Genomic DNA, 23,179 nt, shown 5'->3' with positions numbered 1-23,179 from the left:
AAAACCGCCATTCCGGCGGTTTTCATATTTATTCGTCGTCGACTTTAGGTGCGACTTTCTTTTTAGGGATGAAGACTGAATCACCCACAGCCACATTCTGGTGGAAGCTCTTATCGCGTTTAACTGGTTTCTTCGCTGTCTTCTTCGCTTGAGGTTTACCCGTTTTTTTAGCAGGACCGCCCTTCTTGAAAGCAGGTTTGCGAGGCTTGATGCCTTTGAACTTACCTTTTAGTCCTTCAAGAACTGAGAAGTTAAGATCTTGCTGTAGATAAAGCTCAACACGCTTGAAGCTGTCCCAATCTTTTGGACCAACCAAAGAGATCGCATCACCTTTATTACCTGCACGGCCGGTACGACCAACACGGTGAACATACTCTTCCGTGTGCTTAGGCATATCAAAGTTAATTACGTGGCTCACGTTTGGAATATCAATACCACGAGAAGCCACATCTGTAGTGACCAGAATCTTGTAAACCGCACGCTCGAACTGGCTCATGATGGCATTACGTTGAGTTTGGTTTAGATTACCACTCAATGCGACAGCTTTTAGTTTCTTCTCGTTTAGCTTTTCTGTTAGACGATCAGTATCAGCACGAGTTGCCGTGAAGATCATAACCTGACGGTATTCAGCCTCTTCCAAAACGCGATCTAGAATCGCCTCTTTATGGTCTAGGTGGTCACATAGGTAGAACTTCTGTGTGATATCAAGATGCTGCTCATTTGAAACACCGATCGCAATACGCTTAGGTGCGTCTAGCATCTCATTTGCAATGTCGTTCACTTCGGCGTGATCAAGTGTTGCAGAGAACATCAAGGTTTGACGACGGCGGTGTTTCGCTGCATTAGCGATACGGCGCAATTCTGGAGCGAAACCTAAATCAAGCATACGGTCAGCTTCATCAAGGATCAGCGTTTCAACACCATCTAGGAACAACGAGCGGTGTTCTAGGTGGTCTGCTAAACGGCCAGGAGTCGCAACAATAAAGCGAGGGTATTTACGAAGTGCTTTAACTTGGTCGTTAAAGTTTTCACCACCTAAGATCAGTGTCGCCTCGTAAGATAAACCACCAAGCATACTGCGTAATTCGCCATACACCTGCTTAGCAAGTTCACGAGTAGGAGCCAAGATTACACCACGAGGATCACGAGCAGAAAACGCTTTTGTTTTTAATGCCTTGTGAATCATCGGCAGTACAAATGCCAATGTTTTACCTGATCCCGTTTTTGATGAAGCCAATAGATCCTTACCGGCAATAGCAACAGGGATCGCTTTTGATTGGATCTCTGTCGCTTTCTTAAAGTCGTAATGTTTTAAGTTCTTCAGTAAGCGGTTATCTAAGCCTAAATCTTTAAAGTGCAAAGGACTCTCCAGTCTTGATGGTATTGAATAAAAATATTTTAACGCGACATGATACCGCGAAACCCCTTTACAAGGATAGAGATCACATAAAATTTATCCGGCTTTTTACTGAGTCTTCGAGTATACATGCGGTAAATTAGTGTGAAGCATCATACAGATATCAACCTCTTATCTTCGAGGGTTTTATCGTTCTCACTTTTGAGAATCAGTGTGACACCTTGCTAATTACCTCAATAATTTGGCAATTTTTCGTAGGATCACTTTTGCGCTTAAGTAATTAGTCGCTACAATCAATGTTGAAGCGACTATATGATTAAGAATGTATAGCGCATCTTTTGATGATCAATAAGCAAGGAGTTCTTATGAATAAGGTGTTAATCGCAGCTGCAGCCTCTGTGTTCGTATTGGCAGGTTGTTCTTCAGATCCAGAAGAGGCGGCAATGTCGGAGATGGAACAGCTATCAAACCAAGTAGCTCAACTAAGCAGTGAAGTTGAAGCACTTAAGAATGAAAAATCAGACGCAGAAATGAAAGCTCAAGAAGCTAACGACGCGGCGATGGCAGCGAAAGAAGAAGCGATGCGTGCTAATGAGCGTATCGACAATATCGCAAGCTCGTACACTAAATAATTTATGTACCAATGAGTTGTGCGCCACTGCTTTTGCAGTGGCGCTTTTGTTTGTGTCGAACATATTGCAGCAAACAAACTAAATGTGTTCATTCAAATTCAGATAACAGTGCCTAGCGCTACCACTGCTGGGTGGGAGGGGCTATCTCTACAGGCACACCATTCTGAGCGAAAATTACAGATTTAGCTTTCGAATTAGATACATCGGCTTCGTCTAGCCACCACTTTAGTTCAATGGGAATCGTTAACGGCTTTTTAGAACCATCACTGCGTGTCAAAGGCTCATGCGCTTCTACAAACACACTCCTATCTGGCTCTAATGCCACCTTAATAGGTTCGTTGATGATGGTGACCTTCTCACCTTTATTCACCTTATCAAACAACCATTCAATGTCTTTCGGCTCCATTCGAATACAACCCGAGCTGACACGAAGGCCAATCCCAAAGTCTTTATTAGTGCCATGGATAAGGTAATCTCCAGCGCCATAAGCCAGCCTCAAAGCGTAATCACCTAAAGGGTTCTCTGGCCCTGCTGGTACGACAGGTGGCAGCTCAATGCCTTTGCTCAAGTATTCTTCACGAATAGATTTAGGTGGCGTCCACGTCGGGTTTGGTCGTTTTTGGCTAATCGTTGTGACCATTTCTGGCGTGTCTCGTCCTACTCGCCCAATGCCAACGGGGAACACATGAACAAGGTTCTTCTCGGGCTCAAAATAGTAAAGTCTTAATTCGGCTAAATTGATAACAACCCCTTGGCGTGGAGTGTCAGGGAGAATAAAGCGACTCGGAATGCTCAGCACATAGCCTTCTGCTGGCAGAAATGGATCGACCCCTTTATTTGCCGCCATCAGGGACAAAAAGCCAATATCATACTGCTTAGCAATCAGAGCTAATGTTTCTCCTGCCACCACTTCATGATGTTGAATCCGACCAACAACACGGCTGTCACTCGGCGGCAATTCAAACGTTGCGCCAAAACTAAAGGCAGAATAAAGGCTAGTCGCCAGCAACGAAGCAACGGCAATGCGTTTTTTAATTATTCGTTTTTTTACTACGTTAAGAAGCGTTGAGCTTGAGCGGTACAACATAAATAACCCTATTTTTTATTATTATCATTTTAGATTAATGCTGAATCCTTGTCTCGACAATGCTCTTAAACTCTGTTTCGCGTACGAATCGCACCATAGTTGATGCTTCCCTCTTTAATTCAACAGATATCAGCTTGGCAAAATCGATTGCCTTTGCGGTTTCAACAAATTTAGTTATCAATGATCGAACAATTGTTGTAAACGCCTCTTTTTGTGACCCGCCTCTCAAGGAATCCCATTTTAACTCGCTAATATTGCCTCATCGAAACGAATTCAATTCAACAGAAACGGTAATTAAAAATTCTGTTCCTATAATTACCGCTATAAATTTGGAGAACGACAATGGCTACACCTCATATTAACGCACAAGCTGGTGATTTCGCTGAAACTGTACTGATGCCGGGTGACCCACTTCGCGCAAAATACATCGCTGAAACATTCCTTGATGACGTGAAGCAAGTTTGTGATGTTCGTAACATGTTCGGCTACACAGGCACTTACAAAGGTAAGAAAGTTTCTGTAATGGGCCACGGTATGGGTATCCCTTCATGCTGCATCTACGTTCACGAACTTATTGCTGAGTACGGTGTAAAAAATGTTATCCGTGTTGGTAGCTGTGGCGCAGTACGCGACGACGTTAAACTAATGGACGTTGTTATCGGTATGGGTGCATCAACTGACTCTAAAGTTAACCGCATTCGTTTTAACGACCACGACTTCGCAGCAATCGCTGATTTCGGTCTTCTAGAAGAAGCTGTAAACCAAGCGCGTGCTCAAGAAGTACCAGTAAAAGTAGGTAACGTATTCTCTGCAGACCTATTCTACACTCCTGAAGCTGACATCTTTGAGAAGATGGAAAAACTAGGCATCCTAGGTGTTGATATGGAAGCTGCTGGTATCTACGGCGTTGCTGCTGACCTAGGCGCAAAAGCACTGACTATCCTAACAGTTTCTGACCACATTATCCGTGGTGAAAAACTAAGCTCTGAAGAGCGTCAAAAATCGTTCAACGATATGATGAAAGTAGCTCTAGAGACAGCTATCAACATCTAATCCTTGATAAACGATACATTGAAAAGCAATACCCCGCAGCCAGGTTCGCTTGGCTGCCCAAATAATCCCGAGGGGGCGATCGTGTCCAACGACGAGCTGCCAAAAGACGCGGACGGTTTACAACTCAACTTTTGTAAAACATTGGCGTGTGACAACTTTGGCTTGAGCGATGCAAAACGATATGTTTTGCAACATGCAAACCCAAAGCGTCCAGCGATGGTTTGTCGTGAATGTGGAGCTTTCCCCCCCTTACTTAATAACCATGAAGTTTTGAATGAACTTCATCGGCTTCGTCACCTCCATAGTGACGGCCTTCCTGCGTGTCGCAATGATGACTGCGACAACTTTGGGCTTTCTGTTCACACTCATAAACATCTGTATCACGCTTTTGGTTACAGCGGAGATAGACAACGCTATCGCTGTAAAGATTGCCAATCGACGTTTGTTGATAAGTGGTCAGGATCCAACAAAAAACTCCAGTTTCAAGAAAACCTCATGGGCTTATTGTTCATGGGCTATTCCGTACGTGAAATCTGTAGAAAACTAGAGATCAACCCAAAAACTTTCTACGATCACGTGGATCATATTGCTAGCCGCTGCCGTCGCAAGCTTGCAATGATCGACGCGCGTTGGGTTAATCATGCAAAGGATTACCAATTTGCTTCCCATTATCAGCGACTACAGCCACACAGTAATAATGGCGTGGTGTGGATTGCTACGGGCGAAGCGCATTCCGGCTATATTCTTTGTCAACACGTCAACTACTCTCAAAATGAAGAGCCTGTTGGCAATATTGATCATAACCCTTACGACTCCGTCGCTCGATTCGTTTCCAAAGAACACTCGTCTGAGGCTAACTTAGAGTTACCAACCTCGTCTGACGATCTAAAAAAACGCATTGAGCAGCAATACCAAGTGATTCTTGCTCGTGGTAACGTCGAAGATCCAATGGGTAACCTCACCTCTTTTAGCTATCCGTCTAAAGGGGCTTTAGTTCGCCCACCTTATACCTCTTATGCTCATTTCCTTCACGTATTAGACATGTGTGATGAGAGCAAACGTGTATCTATTTACCTACCTCAAGATCCGCTATTACGATCAGCGGCATTGAGCGTCTGCTTGCCACGAATCCAAAACAACAACGTCGACTTGATGTATGTTGAGGAAGATGCAGCATGGGACGATAGTTTAGGATTTGAGAAGATCGACATTGTTCACATGAGTTGGTGGCGAGACCGTTGGGCGATCGCCAGTCAAGGTGACAAGCAAAAAGGGATCTGTTATTTGGCTGGTAACCAAACTCAACCAGAACATTGGTTTGAGCACGCATCTCTTAAGCAAACCAAATTTTACCAACAGCGATTCCAAGTCCTGTTTGACGGTTTCATTAATGAACCAAGACGTAAACTGCGTCCCGGTGGTATCCTTCCTCTGCTCGATATTTTCAGAGCTTGGCATAATTTGTGCTATCAAGATAAAGAGGGGCTAACCGCGGCACAACGCTTAGGCGTCGCTGAACAACCTCTCACCTTGAAGCAGCTACTGTCGTAAGGCGAAGATAGTCATCTAGCTGAATATGCTAGAAGTAGTTGAATACCAAGTAATAACATGAGGTAGTACTCATTAATCGAAAAGATCATTACTTGGTATCACCTCTTCGTTAGATAATTAGTGCTTATCCTAAATCACACACTTATAATGATGGTGTTATCAGTATGTTCGATAATAATGGACTTATGCCTTGGACAAAAACCAGTATCTAATTGAAACAGAGCTTGAAAAACTCAAAAAGCGTATAGACTCAGAACCCGCCGTCGTCTTTGAGGTGGCTGAGCAATGCCTGGTGAGAGCTGAACAGGTTTTGTTTGAAGAAGGGGCGATTCAGTCACTGATGCTGATGTCTCGCTGCTGCTGGAATCTTATGGATTACCGCAAAGGCCTAAAGTACATAAAAGAGGCTTATAAGCGCCAAAATCGACTCGATACTGATCTCTTTCTTCCTGAAATTCTCCATCTTCATGCGCTCCAATTCTGGGGGCAAGCCAAATACTACTCTGCTCAACAATACTGGATTAACGCACTCGAACAGTCTGCGTTGGTCGATGAACTCGAAATTCAAATCGAATGTCTGATTGGACTTGGTAATATCTGGCGTATCACGCATGAGTACAAGCTCGCACGTTCTACCCACCAGCTTGCAGTTAAGGTGGCAAATAATAGCCGAATTGGCTGGCTTGAAGGCAAGGCGAGGATCTTACTTGCTTGGGATTACTACCTACTCAACAATTATGTTGAGATGCTCTCAGTGCTCGACGGTGCAGAAGAAGCACTGAAAGATCATCCAGATAACACCTGGCATGCCGAGGTATGGGATTTTAGAGGATTAGCCTTACTTGGACTTGAGCGTCTCGATGATGCGGAACAAGCAACCGCTAAGGCTCACAAGCTCGCGGTTGAGCACAACCTAGTTTGGATGAAAGCACACTCTTTCATTAGCCGTGCCCGTTTAGAGTTATTAAGAAAGAGACCACACCAAGCGTCTGAATTGTTAACTCACGCAGAACAGTCGGCCAACGAATTCGATAACGGTGAGCTGCTAAGCCAAATCTGCTACCAACAATCTCTGGTCGCAGAAGAGAATCAAGATTATCAAGCAGCACTGATTGCCTTTAAAAAATATCGCCAATATTCGACCAATATGCTTCGCGAGCAAACCACCCGAGTTGGCTTAGACAAAGCGCGCAGTTCAAAACGCCAATTAGAGCAACGAGCTCGTAAACTGATTAACCGAATTCGCGGTCAATACGAATACGACCCTGAGAAACAGTTTTCTCACGTTGTTTCAGAGACTTTTTGGTGGGAACAATTGGTGTTATTTAAGACTGAGCTTAAACGCTCGAACCATAGCATCATTATGTTCCAGCATGATGACCCTAACTATCTCGAAGTGTGTACCGAGCTTGCTCATACCTTCTGTAACCAAGAAGATTTTATCTCGCGTTTGAGCGGTGAACGAGTTGCGCTGATGCTGGCCGAAAAAGGGAGTGCAGCACAAGCGATCTTTGACAAGATCACGACCATGCTCAACATCTACCCTTGGCACAGAAAGGGACTGAAAGGCGCTCCTCCTGTTGTCACACTTCATGACATCTTGACCTTCCCGTTCACCTTAGAACAGTTAGAAGAAGACGAAGCTGAGAAAGAGACTGATGGAAACGTTATTAAATAAGATCACGGACGCAGGCTTGGACCCCTCTTCAGTTTCTGGTGAAGAGGCGATCATTTTCTGGAACCACATTCGCCAGCACATCGCGACTACACAACAAGAACAAGCACACTGCTACATTATTAGCTCTGAATACCGTGCAGAGCTGCAACAGAATCAAATCAGTATTGATGAGCTGCGCGAAGCGCTTAACTTGCTAACCTTGCCCAATGATGTTGAAGACATACTAACAGTCAAAACCAGTCTCAGTAATCGCTTGGTCGAAACCGGAGATTACACTGCGGCGCTGAATGAGTTTATTAGCTCTTCTAACATTGCCGTTGAACATGGGCACATCGACGAATATGTCATGGCAATTTTAGGCATGGGTAATCTATGTGATGCCTATGGAGATCATAACCGTGCGCTTCGTTACTACCAAAAGATCAGCAGTATAGATCATGCCATTAGCAGTCGCCTACTCCGCCTAAAGTTTAAGCTTCACATGGTTGCAAGTTTTCTTCATCTCAACCGAATCACAGCAGCCAGTGATCTCCTTCGCGAATGTGAAGAGCTCAGCATACTGGTGAGCAATAAACTGCTGACGGCACAAATTTCGCTCTATCAAGCCAAAGTCTATCGAGCTCAGAAAAAATACCACGAAGCCCTGCGCTGTATTTCTTCTGTACAACACACTGCAACTAATACCCAAGCAAGTTGGTTAGCCACCATGATCCGCTTGGAGCTTGCACACTGCTTAACCATCATCAATAAGCAAGACTACGCGAGTATGATTCTTGAAAGCACAAGCAAAAGAGTGAAAAGCTACTCATCGCCTGTACTCGCTAAACGCTTTTATGATTCAATGAGTGAAGTTTGTATGCGTCAAGGGCACTACAAAGAAGCACTAGAACATGAAAAGAAAGGCTATCGCATCGAAACAGATTTGATGAAACAGATCCCAATCAGTGAACTCGGTGCAAGCCAACTTCGTCGTTTATCGCGCTTTGAACTGCAACTCAAACTCATCTTGTCTGAGCAAGAGAATAAAGAGCTTAAAGAAACGACTGAGCAACATAAAAATACCGTAGCTCAACTACAACAAGACGTGTTTACCGATCCACTCACAGGTTTACACAACCGCCGTTGGTTGGATGTAAAACTTAAAGACCTGCTTATCCACAATACGTCGTTTGCTCTCTTGGTTGTCGATATCGACCACTTTAAATCGATCAACGACGAGCTGAGTCACCTAGTTGGCGATAAAGCGATCGTCAGCGTGGCTCAGGAATTAGCTGGCTACTTTAAATTCCGTGGCGCGTCTTGTGTTCGATTTGGCGGCGAAGAATTCTTAGTTATTCTGGAAAACGCCACTCAGGCACAAGCTGCGATGCACGCAGAGAATTATCGAGAGCGTATCTTCCAATTTGGCTGGCATGAAATACTGGGTGAACGCGGTTTAACCGTCAGCGTAGGTATTACCTTGCATCGTGATGGTGAAAACACGCAACGTACCTTCTATCGTGCGGATAAGGCGCTCTACAGAGCAAAAGCAAATGGACGAAACCAAGTCTGTACTGAATAGCCTTTTTCAACACGCTCGCTTTGCCGTTATTGTCATAAAAATAGAGAGGTCGCTGCCTCTCTATTTTTGTCTCAACCCTAGAGAAAGAACAGAGATATGCCCCCCACAGCAGCCAATGTTCCAACCAAACTCTGCTTGGATATTGATTCCCCTTTAAAGGCGTAGATCACCAGAATAAATACTGGACTGGTCGCAATCAACGTTTGAGCAATCGCTGGATTGGCATGTTTAAGCGCGACTTGTTGAAGCCAAAGCGCAAGAAACGTCCCCACAAAAATCGCTCCCAATAACCAAGCTTTGTCTTTCTTGGCCATCTTTTTCAAATGCTTGAGCATACTAGAAAATGGTTTGGGTTCGAAAAATCGAATCATTACTATCACCGCAAAAACCCCAACCGCTAATCGGATCAACGCCCCAACTAACGGCGGAATATCACCAGCGACTAACGCATAGTGTGAAATAACCACGCCAGACGCCTGACAAACACTTGCCAATAAACCGTAGCCAACGCCACTCCAATCAACCTGCTCTTCTTGTCGGCTAGGTTGAAACACAACAAAGGCCACGGCCAGCGTGGTGATAATCACTCCGAGCCAGCTCTGCATTGATAGCGCAGCACCGAGTAACATTAAAGCCAATACGCCAGACAGGGGAGGTGCGAGCGACTCTAGCAGTAACGTCTTATTCGCCCCTATTCTCTTAAGTGCAGCAAAATAAGCGCTGTCGCCTATCGCGATACCAATAACCCCTGATATCGCTAACACCAATATATGATTCGTCTCTATGTTAAGTTCGGGCATAGGCATTAAAGGGATAACAAGCATCATCATCACCGAAGCGAGTACACCTTTGACTATGTTGAGCTGCATCGCTGAAAAACGGTGACTGAATTGACTATAAATCCACGTCGCGCCAGCCCAAACAATGGCCGCTCCAATCGCAGCTACTTCACCTATATAGCTCATTGGCTCTTCTTCGCCTCCAGAAAGTAAGTAAACACTAACAAGTGAAATTGATAGTGAGAATCTATGTTTTATCGGTGTCCGTTCTAAAAATCATATACAAACAAATCATTTTTATAACAATTACTTGTGCGATAGCGTACTATACTGATAACTCATTAATAACATTACAAGGACCTGTTATGTTTTTAGACTATTTCGCACTCGGCTTATTAATTTTTGTTGCACTAGTCATTTTTTACGGAATCATTGTGATTCATGATATCCCTTATGAAATCGCTAAAGAGCGTAATCACCCTCATCAAGATGCCATTCACGTTTCCGGTTGGGTTAGTCTATTCACACTTCACACCATTTGGCCATTTCTTTGGATTTGGGCAACCTTGTGGCGCACAGACCGTGGTTGGGGCTTCGCTAAATTAGAAGAAGAACAGCACGATACTCACCACCGCGTCGATACGTTAATCGATCAAGTCGCCGCTCTTCAAAAAGAAGTCACTGCACTAAAAGAAGCCGTTGGCACGCAAGCATCACCTGAAGTTTCAAACCAAGATAAGTCTCAAGTTCAGGAGGTTAAGTAATGGATTTACTACTGATAATGACCTATGCAGCACTTTGTATCACGATTTTCAAAGTGTTCAATATCCCTCTAAACAAATGGACGGTACCCACGGCTGTTCTTGGTGGTGTTGTCATCGTAGGTACATTGATTCTATTAATGAACTACAACCACCCTTTCACACAGCTCGGTAATCAGGTTTATTCAACAACACCTATTGTGTCTGGTGTACGAGGAAAAGTGATTGAGGTTCCAGTAAAACCTAACACTCCTCTTAAACAAGGCGATATTCTTTTCAAGATAGACCCTGTCCCATTTGAAGCTGAAGTTGCTAAGCTAGAAGCGAAAGTAAAAGAAGCGAGCCAAGGCGCTTTAGGGCTTGAATCCCAACTCGCAGAATCTGAAGCGGCAAAAATCAAAGCCATCGCTGAAAGAGACAAAGCCCAACGAGAGTTTTCTCGTTACGAAAGAGGCTATAAAAGCGGTGCCTTTACTGAGCAACAATTGGATACTAAACGTCAGGCTTACAAAGCAGCTGAGGCGACCCTAAAAGTTGCTGAAGCCAACCAGCAGCAAGCTCAAATCGCACTAAATTCAGAGATTGGTGGTGAGAATACGGCTGTTGCGGGGCTATTGGCCGATTTACGTAAGGCTCAATTTGACTTAGAACAGACCGTAGTAAGAGCACCAACAGACGGTTATGTTACTCAAGTTGCGCTGCGTCCAGGTGTTATGGCCGTTCCACTACCTCTATCACCAGTGATGACGTTTATTCATACCGAAGACAAATATTACATAGCTGCATTTCGCCAAAACTCTTTGCAACGACTGCATCCGGGGTTTGAGGCTGAGTTCTTATTCAGAGCGCTACCAGGGAAGATATTTAAAGGACGTATTGATGAAGTTATTCCTGCAATAGGAGAAAGCCAAATACAAGCTCGAGGCACATTACTGGGTACAAATGCAGTAAGAACCTCTGGACGTGTGTTTGCCAAAATGACGATTACCGACGATCTGTCGGAGTACCACCTTCCAATGGGTACGGCGGTTGAAGTTGCGGTGTATTCCGACAGTTTCACTCATGTTTCGGTGATGCGTAAGGTGCTCATTCGAATGAAGAGCTGGCAGAACTACCTCTACCTAGATCATTAATCTAAGCGGTAGTTCCCACATCCAATCATCGCGAATGCAAAAGCCAGACACTGTCTGGCTTTTTTCGTATTGGGTCTAAATTCAGCGCATATTAATCACTCTTTAACCAAGCTGCTTAACTTGTTTAGACATCCAGACACTTATCTTTCCTTATAGAGTATTTCTACTGTATAATGCGCGCCTTATTTTTTATATTTGCCTAAAAAATCGTCTCTAAGACAACTTATAATTCAATGGCGAATACACGCTCTTTATAAAGCAAATTTTTTCATTTGAGGTTATCTATGAACTTTTCAGCGAAAACTGTCGTCGTCATTGCCATCGGCGCTGCCCTATATGGTATTGGTGGTCTACCTATGTTTGGTGTGCCTGTCTTTGCAAACACCACTCTAAAGCCAGCAATGGCAGTGCTTGCGCTGTTCTCTGTTCTATTTGGCCCTATCGTAGGCTTCCTTGTCGGCTTTATCGGTCACTGGGTTACTGACCTTTTCGCTGGTTGGGGCGTTTGGCTGACTTGGGTATTGGGCTCAGGTATCGTGGGGATGGTCATTGGCCTGTTCCCAGCAATGACTAAAAACCGCCTTGCGCAAGGCGAACTTCCAATGAAAGATTTCGCTCTTTTCGTCATTTTAGCCTTAGCCGGTAACGTTGTAGGCTACGGCTGTTCAGCATTCTTAGACACGATTCTTTACGCAGAACCGTTCACTAAAGTCTTTACGCAACTCTCTATCATTGCAGCAGGTAACACTGTACTTATCGCTGTTGTAGGCTTCCTAATTCTAAAATCTGTTGCAAAGCGCAATAAGCAAAGCCGTAACCTAACAGAGGCATAAGCGTTTAATGACTATCGAATTTTCGAACTTCTCTTTTAGATATGAGTCGCTGGATAAGCCGACGCTAAAGAATATCAATCTAAGGATAGAGAAAGGAGAGAAAATCGTCATTATTGGACCAAGTGGTAGTGGCAAATCTACCCTTGGTCAATGTTTAAATGGCTTAATCCCACACGCAATTAAAGGCGAAACCACCGGTAAACTAGAGATCGCTGGCCAAGACAGTGCGAGCTTTTCCATGCACGACTTTACCGAACAAGTTGGTACAGTACTTCAAGATACAGACAGCCAGTTCGTTGGCCTAAGCATTGGTGAAGACATTGCCTTTGCATTAGAGAACCAACTGATGTCGAGCATCGACATGTACCCGTTAGTGAAATCAACCGCTAAGATGGTTGATCTAGCGGACATGCTTGCTCGCTCACCTCATGATTTGTCTGGTGGTCAGAAACAACGTGTTTCATTGGCTGGAATTTTAATTGATGAAGTCGACACGCTGCTTTTTGATGAACCTCTAGCGAGCCTAGACCCTAAAACGGGTAAAGCGACTATTGAGATCATCGACCAACTGCATCGTGAAACGAACAAAACCGTCATAATTATCGAGCATCGTCTTGAAGATGTGCTGCATCGCCATGTTGATCGCGTCATCTTAATGGACCAAGGTGAGATCATTTCTGACTCAACACCTGATGAGCTGCTTGCATCCGGTCTGCTTGAAAAGCACGGCATTCGTGAGCCGCTGTATCTTTCAGCGCTAAAAGCTGCTCAAGTACCGCTTTCAGCCAAAGACACGCTTTCGAACTTAAAATCTTTGAATTACAAAGCGTTTAGACCAACCGTGCAGGGTTGGTTTAACCAGCGTCCACCAGCACAAGCTGAAAAACAATACACACCGTTACTTGAAGTGCATGGCCTAACGTACTCATACGATGGCGAAAAAAACGCGCTTGAGGATGTAAGCTTTAAAATCGGTCAAGGCGAGTTTGTTTCGATCTTAGGTAAGAACGGCTCTGGTAAGTCGACCATTACCAAGTTGATCATGGGTGTGATTGAGGCTGATTCTGGTTCTGCCTACCTTAATGGCGAAGACCTGAGTACGCTCTCTATTTTCGAGCGTAGCCAGAAAGTCGGCGTCGTAATGCAAAACCCAAATCATATGATTTCACATCATATGATTTTCGATGAAGTCGCTTTTGGCCTGCGTAATCGTGGTATTGATGAAGCAACCATAAAAGAGAAAGTTGAATCAGTACTTGAGCTTTGCGGGCTGAGTAAGTTCCGCCATTGGCCAATCGAAGCCCTGAGCTACGGTCAGAAAAAGCGTGTCACTATCGCTGCCATTCTTGTGCTGGAGCCAGAATTGTTGATTCTTGATGAGCCAACAGCTGGCCAAGATTATCGTAACTACACTTCTATGTTGGCGTTTATCCAAAAGTTAAACAAAGAGCTAGGTATTACCGTGGTGATCATATCTCACGATATGCATCTTGTGCTTGAGTACACCACTCGCTCTATTGTTATTGCGGATAGCAAGCTTATTGCCAATGCACCTATGACTGAAGTCTTTAGCCAGCCTTCGTTATTAGACCGTGCTAACTTGTGTACCACCAGCATTTACGAACTCGCAACAATGATGAAAATCGAAGACACCAACGCATTTATGCAGTACTTCATCGACTACGAGAGAAGCGCACTATGAATGCCTCGAAGATAAAATTTGGTATTAACTACATTGATACCAAATCACCGCTGCACGCACTGAATGGCATCACCAAGTTTGCTCTGTTTTTAGCATGGGTAACCGTTGTATTGACAACGTTTGATCTGCGCTTAATCGTAGCGCTGATTACAACCGGTTTACTGCTGCTTAAAATGACGCGCGTACCTGTGAGCGTTTATAAGCCACTGTTGATTGGTACTGTCAGTGTGTTGAGTTTGAATGCGCTGTTCATGTACTTGCTTGCACCTCAGCAAGGTACCGAGCTAATCGGCAGTGAGCATATTCTGCTTACTTTGCCAGGTAACTACTCTCTAAGCCAAGAGACACTGTTTTATCTCATCACAGTCACTCTGAAATATATGAGTATGTTTCCGATTGCGTTGATCTTTGTATTTACAACTCACCCTACCGAGTTTGCAGCAAGTCTCAACCGAATTGGGGTGCCATACAAGATTGCTTACGCAGTCAGTCTTACACTTCGTTATTTACCAGAAGTGAAAAAAGACTTCGTTAATATCATGCACGCACAACAAGCACGAGGCGTTGAATTGTCAAAGAAAGCGCCACTTGTCGCTCGTATTAAAAACGTTGCTAAGATCTTAGGGCCGCTTATCTTCTCAAGTTTGGACCGTGCTGATGAGATTTCTAACGCGATGACTCTACGTGGCTTCGGACGCCATAAGTCACGTACTTGGTATAGCTCAGCACCGCTAAAAAGAGTGGACTTCATTACGCTGGTTGTCATCGTATTGATTGTTGCTCTCGCCATCACTAAGCGAATATTGGAACCCCAATTATTCTGGTATCCGTTCTAAATCGCATTTGCAAAGCCGCTTTCATCAAGCGGCTTTTTTATTACACTATTTTCGAAACTTATTTTTTTATGAAAATTAATATGAATTATTTGTTTCATAATTGCGATAATTGCGTTATCAGATTACCATACTCTAAATTCAGAACAGTATCCCAATACCGTATGGCACGTATAACACAACAACAGAAACTCGAAAACCAGAAAAAATACAATAAAATCGTTCTAGAGCTATTCTTGGCAGAAGGGCATGAATCTCTCACATATGCTCGTATTGCTAAAGAGATTGGTGTAAGCCTCACTACCCTGCAAGGCTACTTTCCATCAACTCGCGCTATTAGAGCAGCTCTGCATGGGCATATTCTGCCTATTCTTTTGCAGCCCCTTAATTTTTCGAGCGAGAATGCCTTTTACGAGTCATGGGATAAAGCCTTAGAAGAACCACAATTTCAAAGTGTCATGAAACTGATCTTCTTTCACGCCTCGCAAACAGAGCAACCTGAGGGTTTCAACTTACAAGCGGACGGAGAACTACGCCAGAAAGCAGTCGAGAGCTTTGGAAGTAATGCAAGACAAGTAATTGAGACGGTAATTGGTCGTTCTCTACTGAAAATGACCAACTTTAGACCAAGCTAAAGCGAGTTAAGTAGACATAAAAATGGGAGCCTCGAGGCTCCCATTTTGCTTTCAATCTTAGTTAGAGATCTTCAGACACTAGCTCAACTTATAGAAAACCGTCGCTAGTGGTGGAAGTCTCAGCTCAATCGAGGTATCCAGCCCTTCACTCTGAACGGCTTCGATTTCCGCAACCTCTTTCACTTCAAAACCACTACCGTTGTATTTAGCGTCATCGGTATTCAATAACAGGCGGTATTGACCCTGAACAGGTACACCAAGGCGGAAGTGCTCGTGCGGTACTGGCGTAAAGTTTGAAACCACCAATACGCGTTCACCAGATTCACTGATACGTTCATGAGCTAAAATGCTTGCCTCTGCAGAGTCTTGAAGACGCCACTCGAAGCCACGAGGATCAAAGTCCAAATCGTGCATCGCCGCTTCATCACGGTATAGATGATTAAGGTCTTTAGTTAGCTGTTGAACGCCTTGGTGACGCTCGTAGTCCAATAAGAACCATTGCAGTTGGTCGTCGTGATTCCATTCCGCAGTCTGACCAAACTCAGCACCCATGAAGTTAAGCTTCTTGCCCGGTTGTGCATACATGTAGCCCATGTAAGCGCGCAGGTTAGCCGTTTGCTGCCATTCATCACCTGGCATCTTGTTGTGGATAGAGCCTTTACCGTAAACGACTTCATCATGAGACAGTGATAACACGTAGTTTTCGCTGTGCGCATAAACGAGTGGGAAAGTAATCGTATCGTGGTGATACTTACGGTTGATTGGATCTTCTTGAATGTAAGACAAGCTGTCATGCATCCAACCCATGTTCCACTTAAAGCCAAAGCCTAACCCGCCCATGAATGTCGGAGCAGATACACCTGGGAATGCGGTGGACTCTTCCGCAATCGTCATTGCGTTCGGGAAGTGTTTGTACACCTCTTCGTTCATCCACTTCAATGTCGCGATGGCATCGTAGTTCTCATTGCCACCGTCAACATTTGGCACCCATTGGTCATGACTACGTGAGTAATCTAAGTAAAGCATCGACGCGACAGCGTCCACACGAATACCGTCAATGTGGAATTGCTCAAACCAATACAGCGCATTAGAAACTAGGAAACGACGTACATGCTCACGACCAAGATCGTAAATGTAAGAGTTCCAGTCTTGGTGCCAGCCACGGCGTGGATCTGGATCGTGGAACAGAGGCGTACCATCGAAGTTGGCTAGTCCGTGATCATCACTTGGGAAATGGGCAGGAACCCAATCCAACACCACGCCTAGGCCAGCTTGGTGACACTGATCAACAAAGTATTTGAAATCATCCGGAGAACCAAAACGGCTCGTTGGCGCAAATAGACCCACTGGTTGATAGCCCCAAGAACCGTAGAACGGGTGCTCTGATACAGGCATCAATTCAACGTGGGTGTAACCAAGATCAGTTAGGTATGGAATCAGTTCTTTTGCGAGGTCACGGTAGTTTAAGAAATCACCATTCGCATCACGCTTCCAAGAACCCGCATGCAGTTCGTAGAACGACAATGCTTCTTTGCGTTTTTCGGTTACTGGGCGGCTTTGCCATTTCGCATCTTGCCACTCATAACGCGCGTGATCGTAAGTCACCGAAGAGAACGATGGGTACTGCTCAGAATAGAAGCCCCAAGGGTCTGCTTTATGCGGTAGACCTTCGCCATTTGGACCTTTCAACTCGAATTTGTACTGTGCGCCCTCTTCTAGTTCAGGGATGAATAGACCCCAAATACCATAATCAAGACGCTGCATTGGGTGACGTCGGCCATCCCAAGAGTTGAAGTTACCCACCAAGCTAACCGCTGAAGCGTGAGGTGCGTAAACTAGGAATCGTGTACCAGAGATTGAGTCACCATCACGCTCTAACGTAATAAACTGAGCACCCATATGATGGTACATGTCTTTAGGTGTATGCAGCACTTCGTAGCTCGCATACAGCTCATGGTATTGATAAGGGTCATCTAAGATCTGTTCTACGCCAGCCCAATCAACAGCCAATTTGTAGTGTGTGAAACGCAAATCGCGCTCTAGCTCTAGGACAAAGCCACTGTCGCCCTCTCGCACTAATTCAACGCGAGGTTCGTCGCCAACAATCAGCTCAACTTTATCTGCTCCCGGAATCCATACACGCAATGCACCTTCATCAGAAGGAATATATGGACCTAAACATGAGAATGGGTCTGCAAACGAAGCCTGTGATAGTTGGGTATATATTTGTTCTTGCTTTGAAATTGAACTCATTTCCAAAACCTTTCTCCCTAACCAAACATCCAAAAAATATAAAATAAAAATGCCCGCTATGGATGCGGGCAATATAACGACGATCTATTGTACCTGACGTACGAAAACGTTTGAGTGACCAAGATTATAGTTTCTTATGCAACAAGCAAAAATCTCAGTATTCTCGGGCCACTCAAGCATATTAGTTACCCGCTTTCTCACGAACTTCAGTCAGGCGAGAAGCAATACGATTAACACCATCATGAGCAAAAATCTCATCAAGGTTCATCGACAACTTACGACGCCAGTTCGGGTACTCATCAACCGTACCTGGAATGTTTACAGGCTGATCCATCTCTAGCCAGTCTTCAAGCTGAACACTCAGTAGTGTTGAAGAGCCTGCCGCAACGTGCAGTTGCAGTGCCTCAGCTAAGTAAGAATCCATTGGTACTTGGCTTGCGTCACGGCCTACACCTTCTGGTAGGAAACCATGCCATGCCACAGAGTCTAGGATACCTTGCTTGCACTCTAGACGGTCATCAAACAAGCCATTCAGCTGCTCTTGATTTGGATATAGACCAATCTCTTGTCCCATCTTCAGGTCATCACAGTGCCAGAAGCCACGTAGCGTCGGCATGTCATGCGTACATAGTGCCGCCATAGATTGTGATGCGTAATGTTTTGGTGAGATGAAGCCACCATCTTCTTCAGATGTTTCGAAGAAGAATACCTTGTATGAGTGAACGCCTGCATCGGCAAGAATGTCTACGATCTCATCAGGCACAGTACCCAAGTCTTCACCAATCACAGAACACTGATAGCGGTGAGATTCAAGCGCTAGAATTGCTAGCATATCTTGCACAGGGTAGTAGATGTACGCGCCTTGCGTTGCGTCTTCACCTTTTGGAATCCACCACAGACGCAATAGACCTAATACGTGGTCAATACGCAGTGCACCACAGTGCTTCATGTTAGCGCGCAGTAGTTTGATGTATGCATCGTAGCCCGTTGCTTGAAGTACTTCTGGGTTTAGTGGTGGTAGACCCCAGTTTTGACCAAGTGGACCTAGAATATCTGGTGGAGCACCAATGCTCGCATCCATCACTAGGTTGCCTTCATCCGCCCACGTTTCGCTACCAGAGTCTGCAACACCTACCGCAAGGTCACGGTAAAGGCCAACAGCCATGCCTTTCTCTTCTGCCAAAGATTGTGCATCATTGATCTGACAATCCGCTAGCCATTGCAGGTACATGTATAGATGTACTTTCTCAATATTGTCTTTGATGAACTTTTGGGTCGCTGGGCTTTCAAATGTACGGTATTTCTCTGGGAATACAGGCCAGCCCCACATGTTTGAGTCTTCTGCGTGAAGCTCTGCGTGCAGTGCATCGAATGCTGCTTGATGCATTAGGCTATCACCGCCCTCTTCAACGAACGCTAGGAATGCTTGTGCGCGGTCGCTGTTTTTATCTAGGTGACGATGTTTGAATTCAGTGAATAGCAGCGGAAGAATGCTCATCTTCAGCTCAGACACTTCTGTGTAGTTTACCCAATGCGCGTCGCGTGCTTTCTGTAGGCGCTGTTGGAACTCTGCGCTGCCTACCGTTTGTTGTGCTTCTGCGCTCAACGCGAATTCAGGCACTGAGCTCACGTCGATGTATAGGATGTTCAACCAACGGCGTGAAGATGGGCTGTATGGGCTCGCACCTTCTGGGTTTGCAGGGAACAGAGAGTGAATTGGGTTAAGACCTACGAAGTCACCACCACGTGAAGCGATATCAGCGACAAGTTGCTTTAAGTCACCGAAGTCACCAATACCCCAGTTGTGCTGAGTACGAAGTGTGTAAAGCTGGACACTTGGGCCCCAAAGCTTCTTACCTTCTTCGATTGGATTCTGCTTGTAACACGCTTTTGGTGTGATGATAAGCGTCATCTCATAAGGCTTTTTACGACGCTTACGGCTAACGACTAGTTTGTGATAACCCCATGCCAAATCGTTTGGCAATGCAAACACTAAAGGGCCACCCTCTGCACGTTCGTCTCGTACAACTTGAGATTGAAGATAGCCTTCAAGTACCTCTCCTTGCTCTGTCTCTAAACGCCAGCTGAACTCACTTTCACGAGCACTCACACCTAGATTTAGTGCAACCTCTACAGGCTCACCATCGCGCAAGACAAGAACTGGGTCTAATACATCTTTCTTGTGTTTTTTCTCTGCAGATTTAAGCAGAGCGTCGTCGCTGCTTATGTCGTAGCCCAATGAAGCCAATAGACGAGTTAATGTTTCGTCAGATACTTGTGCTTCATCGCCCCACGCACTTACGTAACTGTCGGCAAGGTTTGCCATTTCTGCGACTTGTTTTAATACGCTTTGTTCTTTCATCGCTATCTCCGAAAACGCGCTAACGCTTTCAATTTTGTAGGGTTATTTATCTAAGTTTATTTATTTCAATTTAGCTTTGAGCCAACTAATTGAGCCAAGGCAGAAACTGCCTTGGCTTTTTTGGGTTCTATTAACGTTTAACCGCTTCTAGTTTCCAAATGTTGTTCACGTAGTCGCGGATTGAGCGGTCTGATGTGAACTTACCAACCAACGCGGTGTTTAGGATGGCTTTCTTAGCCCAGCCCGCTTGGTCTTTGTATTGCTTGTCCATGTCTTCATGTGCTTTCACGTAAGATGCGAAGTCCGCCAGACATAGGTATGGGTCACCGCCATCTAGTAGGCTATCAAACGTTGCACGTAGTAGACCTGGTTGACCTGGAGTGAACTCTTCACCCGTTAGTAGGTCAAGTGACGCTTTCAGTAGTGGGTCTGCGTGGTAGTAGTCGTAAGGGTTGTAACCTTGCGCTTTCACCGCTTGAACACCATCAACGTCTAGGCCGAAGATGTAGATGTTTTCTTCGCCAACTTCTTCACGAATCTCTACGTTTGCACCATCCATCGTACCGATAGTTAGAGCACCGTTTAGAGCCATCTTCATGTTACCTGTACCAGAAGCTTCTTTACCCGCTAGCGAGATTTGTTGAGAAACGTCTGCTGCTGGGATGATGATTTCCGCCATGCTTACACGGTAGTCAGGGATGAATACCACTTTCAGCTTGTTACCGATACGAGGATCGTTGTTGATCTTCTCTGCAATCTTGTTCACCGCGAAGATGATTTCTTTCGCTAGGTGGTAACCCGGAGCTGCTTTCGCTGCGAAGAAACATACACGTGGCTCACACTCAAAACCAGGTTCGTTCAGGATACGGTGGTATAGAGATAGGATGTGCAGCAAGTCTAGGTGCTGACGCTTGTACTCGTGCAGACGCTTGATCTGTACGTCGAAGATAGCGTTAGTATCTAGCTCGATACCCATGTTCTCTTGAACCCAATCAGCAAGACGCTGTTTGTTTTCTTTCTTAACAGCCATGAATTCTTTTTGGAATTTCGCGTCTGTTGCGTACTGAGCGATGCCTTCAAGCTGCTCTAGTTTCGCTGGCCACTCAGAACCAATCTTGTCTGTAATAAGCTTAGATAGACCTGGGTTACAGAACTTCAACCAACGACGTGGCGTGATACCGTTTGTCACGTTAGTCAGTTTACCTGGGAAGATCTCGTTGAACTCAGGGAATAGGTCTTTCTTAACTAGCTGTGAGTGAAGCGCTGCTACACCGTTTACTTTGTAAGAGCCGATTACACATAGGTTTGCCATGCGAACCATGCGGTGGAAACCTTCTTGGATGATAGAAAGCTTCGCTTGCTTCTCACCGTCACCAGGCCACATCTTACGAACTTCTTGTAGGAAGCGGTGGTTGATTTCGAAAATGATCTCCATGTGACGTGGAAGTAGGCGCTGGATTAGCGACTCAGACCAAGTCTCTAGAGCTTCAGGAAGTAGTGTGTGGTTCGTGTATGCGAACGTGTTTGCACTGATGTCCCAAGCAGTATCCCAATCTAGACCTTTCTCATCGATAAGAATGCGCATTAGCTCAGGGATAGCGATTGTTGGGTGCGTATCGTTAAGCTGGATAGTCTCTTGCTTAGGTAGATCGGCTAGAGCAAAACCTGCTGCTTCGTGACGACGTAGGATATCGCGAACAGACGCTGCAGAGTGGAAGTACTGCTGCATTAGACGAAGAGTCTTACCTTTTTCGTGGTTGTCGTTCGGGTATAGAACCTTAGTGATGTTACCAGCATCGATTAGCGCGTGTTGTGCTTCGAAGTAGTCACCGTTGTTGAAGCTTGCTAGTGAGAATGGTGCAATAGCCTGACATTCCCAAAGACGCAGTGGGTAAACCGTGTCTGACTCGTAACCTACGATAGGGAGATCCCAAGGCATTGCTTTTACTTCCATACCTGGAACCCAAGTACGTACTTCGCGACCGTCTACATATTCCACTTCAACGTGACCGTAGAAACCGATGTGTTGTGCAAGCTCTGGACGAGCTACTTCCCATGGGTAGCCTTCAACACCACGCCATGCGTCTGGTGCTTCTTTTTGACGGCCATCTTCGAAAGATTGCTTAAATAGACCGTACTCGTAGTGTAGGCCGTAACCTACTGTTGGGAATTCTTGTGCTGCACAAGAGTCCATGAAACATGCAGCTAGACGACCTAGACCACCGTTACCTAGTGATGGGTCACGCTCTTCTTCTAGAAGGTCAGTTAGGTTTTGACCTAGCTCTTCCATTGCGTGAGTGATTTGCTCGTAAAGACCCATGCTAATCAGGTTGTTACCTGTTAGACGACCAATCAGGAACTCTAGAGATAGGTAGTTAACGCTCTTAGCGTTCTTAATCTTCTCATCGTTTTCAGTAGCAAGCAGATCAAATGTAGTAAGTTCTGCTAAAGCACGACCCATTGCTAGGTACCATGCGCGGCTATCCGCTGTTTCTACTGTAGTAGCGTAGGTTGCAGATAGGTGTTTCTTAACACTTTCTTGGAACGACACTTTATCAAAAGTTTTTTGCTGAGTTGCTTTCATTTCAGAAATCTCGCTTTTATTTGTTCTAATTCATCTGTGACATATCGTGCATGGTCACAATTAACTAAACATCATCCCGGTCTAACGGATGACTAGGAGTAGATGAAAGGGCGTAGGGGGCGTACTGACGTTGGGTTAGTGATCCAAATCTCATGTTCAGCTCCAGAATAAAAAATTGGAGTGATTATGATCACAAGCCCCCGTTCCATAACTTAACTTTGAATGATGAATTTTTTGTTTACCTATTTTCACTTTCTTGCGAGTTCTGATATTTAGATCACGAAATATTTTTCACGTTCTCATCTTTTTCACAAATTCATGTGTAGAAACGAGCAACATCACGATCACAAACCACCCCATTTAGTGATTAAAGTCACAATTAAAG

17 protein-coding genes are annotated in these 23,179 nt (G+C 44.9%); 11 read left to right on the top strand and 6 right to left on the bottom strand.

What is annotated here, in order from left to right; all coding sequences use genetic code 11:
* Positions 1-28 precede the first annotated feature (28 nt).
* Entirely contained in the window at positions 29-1,360 is a 1,332-nt protein-coding gene (locus OCV50_RS17365) for a DEAD/DEAH box helicase (RefSeq protein ID WP_261905072.1), read from the bottom strand.
* Between the two features lie 362 nt (positions 1,361-1,722).
* Between OCV50_RS17365 and OCV50_RS17360 the strand changes: the two genes are divergently transcribed.
* Positions 1,723-1,989 (top strand): Lpp/OprI family alanine-zipper lipoprotein, encoded by a 267-nt coding sequence (locus OCV50_RS17360; protein WP_239839603.1) that lies wholly within the window; start codon positions 1,723-1,725, stop codon positions 1,987-1,989.
* Between the two features lie 118 nt (positions 1,990-2,107).
* On the opposite strand, the gene OCV50_RS17355 is transcribed toward OCV50_RS17360, so the two are convergent.
* Positions 2,108-3,076 (bottom strand): L,D-transpeptidase family protein, encoded by a 969-nt coding sequence (locus OCV50_RS17355; RefSeq protein ID WP_261905071.1) that lies wholly within the window; start codon positions 3,074-3,076, stop codon positions 2,108-2,110.
* 342 nt (positions 3,077-3,418) lie between these two features.
* On the opposite strand from OCV50_RS17355, the gene deoD reads away from it, so the two are divergent.
* The 4 genes from deoD (at position 3,419) to OCV50_RS17335 (ending at position 8,919) form a co-directional block, all read left to right on the top strand.
* The gene (gene deoD / locus OCV50_RS17350; protein ID WP_032550517.1) at positions 3,419-4,129 is read left to right on the top strand and encodes a purine-nucleoside phosphorylase; all 711 of its coding nucleotides are present in this window, start codon (positions 3,419-3,421) and stop codon (positions 4,127-4,129) included.
* An 81-nt stretch (positions 4,130-4,210) separates the two neighbouring features.
* Positions 4,211-5,680, top strand: coding sequence for a lactate dehydrogenase (locus OCV50_RS17345; protein WP_261905070.1), 1,470 nt, complete (start codon positions 4,211-4,213; stop codon positions 5,678-5,680).
* Positions 5,681-5,870: 190 nt separating this feature from the next.
* Positions 5,871-7,358 (top strand): tetratricopeptide repeat protein, encoded by a 1,488-nt coding sequence (locus OCV50_RS17340; protein ID WP_261905069.1) that lies wholly within the window; start codon positions 5,871-5,873, stop codon positions 7,356-7,358.
* Complete coding sequence (locus OCV50_RS17335) at positions 7,339-8,919, top strand: GGDEF domain-containing protein (protein ID WP_261905068.1); 1,581 nt, start codon at positions 7,339-7,341, stop codon at positions 8,917-8,919. Before OCV50_RS17340 ends, OCV50_RS17335 begins: the two co-directional genes overlap by 20 nt.
* Positions 8,920-8,996: 77 nt before the next feature.
* On the opposite strand, the gene OCV50_RS17330 is transcribed toward OCV50_RS17335, so the two are convergent.
* Positions 8,997-9,884, bottom strand: coding sequence for a DMT family transporter (locus OCV50_RS17330; protein WP_261905067.1), 888 nt, complete (start codon positions 9,882-9,884; stop codon positions 8,997-8,999).
* Between the two features lie 179 nt (positions 9,885-10,063).
* Here OCV50_RS17330 and OCV50_RS17325 point away from each other — a divergent pair, with 179 nt between their 5' ends.
* The 6 genes from OCV50_RS17325 to OCV50_RS17300 all read left to right on the top strand — a co-directional run bounded on the left by OCV50_RS17325 (position 10,064) and on the right by OCV50_RS17300 (position 15,595).
* The gene (locus OCV50_RS17325; RefSeq protein ID WP_239839597.1) at positions 10,064-10,462 is read left to right on the top strand and encodes a DUF3302 domain-containing protein; all 399 of its coding nucleotides are present in this window, start codon (positions 10,064-10,066) and stop codon (positions 10,460-10,462) included.
* Positions 10,462-11,592: an HlyD family secretion protein gene (locus OCV50_RS17320; protein ID WP_239839596.1), complete on the top strand. Its 1,131-nt coding sequence runs from the start codon at positions 10,462-10,464 to the stop codon at positions 11,590-11,592. Before OCV50_RS17325 ends, OCV50_RS17320 begins: the two co-directional genes overlap by 1 nt.
* A gap of 284 nt (positions 11,593-11,876) precedes the next feature.
* Positions 11,877-12,425, top strand: coding sequence for an ECF-type riboflavin transporter substrate-binding protein (locus tag OCV50_RS17315; RefSeq protein WP_239839595.1), 549 nt, complete (start codon positions 11,877-11,879; stop codon positions 12,423-12,425).
* Positions 12,426-12,432: 7 nt separating this feature from the next.
* Positions 12,433-14,127, top strand: coding sequence for an ABC transporter ATP-binding protein (locus OCV50_RS17310; RefSeq protein ID WP_261905066.1), 1,695 nt, complete (start codon positions 12,433-12,435; stop codon positions 14,125-14,127).
* Positions 14,124-14,963, top strand: coding sequence for an energy-coupling factor transporter transmembrane component T family protein (locus OCV50_RS17305; protein WP_261905065.1), 840 nt, complete (start codon positions 14,124-14,126; stop codon positions 14,961-14,963). Before OCV50_RS17310 ends, OCV50_RS17305 begins: the two co-directional genes overlap by 4 nt.
* A gap of 161 nt (positions 14,964-15,124) precedes the next feature.
* Positions 15,125-15,595 (top strand): TetR family transcriptional regulator, encoded by a 471-nt coding sequence (locus OCV50_RS17300; protein WP_239839592.1) that lies wholly within the window; start codon positions 15,125-15,127, stop codon positions 15,593-15,595.
* Between the two features lie 78 nt (positions 15,596-15,673).
* Here OCV50_RS17300 and glgB read toward each other — a convergent pair whose 3' ends face one another.
* The 3 genes from glgB to OCV50_RS17285 all read right to left on the bottom strand — a co-directional run bounded on the left by glgB (position 15,674) and on the right by OCV50_RS17285 (position 22,794).
* Entirely contained in the window at positions 15,674-17,854 is a 2,181-nt protein-coding gene (gene glgB, locus OCV50_RS17295) for a 1,4-alpha-glucan branching protein GlgB (protein WP_261905064.1), read from the bottom strand.
* A gap of 175 nt (positions 17,855-18,029) precedes the next feature.
* Positions 18,030-20,210 carry a 4-alpha-glucanotransferase gene (malQ, locus tag OCV50_RS17290; RefSeq protein ID WP_239839590.1) on the bottom strand — a complete coding sequence of 727 codons (2,181 nt, stop codon included), beginning with the start codon at positions 20,208-20,210 and terminating at the stop codon, positions 18,030-18,032.
* 130 nt (positions 20,211-20,340) lie between these two features.
* Positions 20,341-22,794 carry a glycogen/starch/alpha-glucan phosphorylase gene (locus OCV50_RS17285; protein ID WP_239839589.1) on the bottom strand — a complete coding sequence of 818 codons (2,454 nt, stop codon included), beginning with the start codon at positions 22,792-22,794 and terminating at the stop codon, positions 20,341-20,343.
* Between the last annotated feature and the right edge of the window lie 385 nt (positions 22,795-23,179).

Source organism: Vibrio fortis (assembly GCF_024347475.1).
Classification (GTDB): Bacteria; Pseudomonadota; Gammaproteobacteria; order Enterobacterales; family Vibrionaceae; genus Vibrio; species Vibrio fortis.
This window is presented reverse-complemented; position numbering and strand designations above follow the sequence as displayed.

Excerpts from the sequence above, each read along its gene's own strand:
- OCV50_RS17360 (WP_239839603.1), top strand. The coding sequence starts at position 1,723 with ATGAATAAGGTGTTAATCGCAGCTGCAGCCTCTGTGTTCGTATTGGCA.
- OCV50_RS17355 (WP_261905071.1), bottom strand. The coding sequence starts at position 3,076 with ATGTTGTACCGCTCAAGCTCAACGCTTCTTAACGTAGTAAAAAAACGA.
- deoD (WP_032550517.1), top strand. The coding sequence starts at position 3,419 with ATGGCTACACCTCATATTAACGCACAAGCTGGTGATTTCGCTGAAACT.
- OCV50_RS17335 (WP_261905068.1), top strand. The coding sequence starts at position 7,339 with ATGGAAACGTTATTAAATAAGATCACGGACGCAGGCTTGGACCCCTCT.
- OCV50_RS17330 (WP_261905067.1), bottom strand. The coding sequence starts at position 9,884 with ATGAGCTATATAGGTGAAGTAGCTGCGATTGGAGCGGCCATTGTTTGG.
- OCV50_RS17325 (WP_239839597.1), top strand. The coding sequence starts at position 10,064 with ATGTTTTTAGACTATTTCGCACTCGGCTTATTAATTTTTGTTGCACTA.
- OCV50_RS17320 (WP_239839596.1), top strand. The coding sequence starts at position 10,462 with ATGGATTTACTACTGATAATGACCTATGCAGCACTTTGTATCACGATT.
- OCV50_RS17315 (WP_239839595.1), top strand. The coding sequence starts at position 11,877 with ATGAACTTTTCAGCGAAAACTGTCGTCGTCATTGCCATCGGCGCTGCC.
- OCV50_RS17310 (WP_261905066.1), top strand. The coding sequence starts at position 12,433 with ATGACTATCGAATTTTCGAACTTCTCTTTTAGATATGAGTCGCTGGAT.
- OCV50_RS17305 (WP_261905065.1), top strand. The coding sequence starts at position 14,124 with ATGAATGCCTCGAAGATAAAATTTGGTATTAACTACATTGATACCAAA.
- OCV50_RS17300 (WP_239839592.1), top strand. The coding sequence starts at position 15,125 with ATGGCACGTATAACACAACAACAGAAACTCGAAAACCAGAAAAAATAC.
- malQ (WP_239839590.1), bottom strand. The coding sequence starts at position 20,210 with ATGAAAGAACAAAGCGTATTAAAACAAGTCGCAGAAATGGCAAACCTT.
- OCV50_RS17285 (WP_239839589.1), bottom strand. The coding sequence starts at position 22,794 with ATGAAAGCAACTCAGCAAAAAACTTTTGATAAAGTGTCGTTCCAAGAA.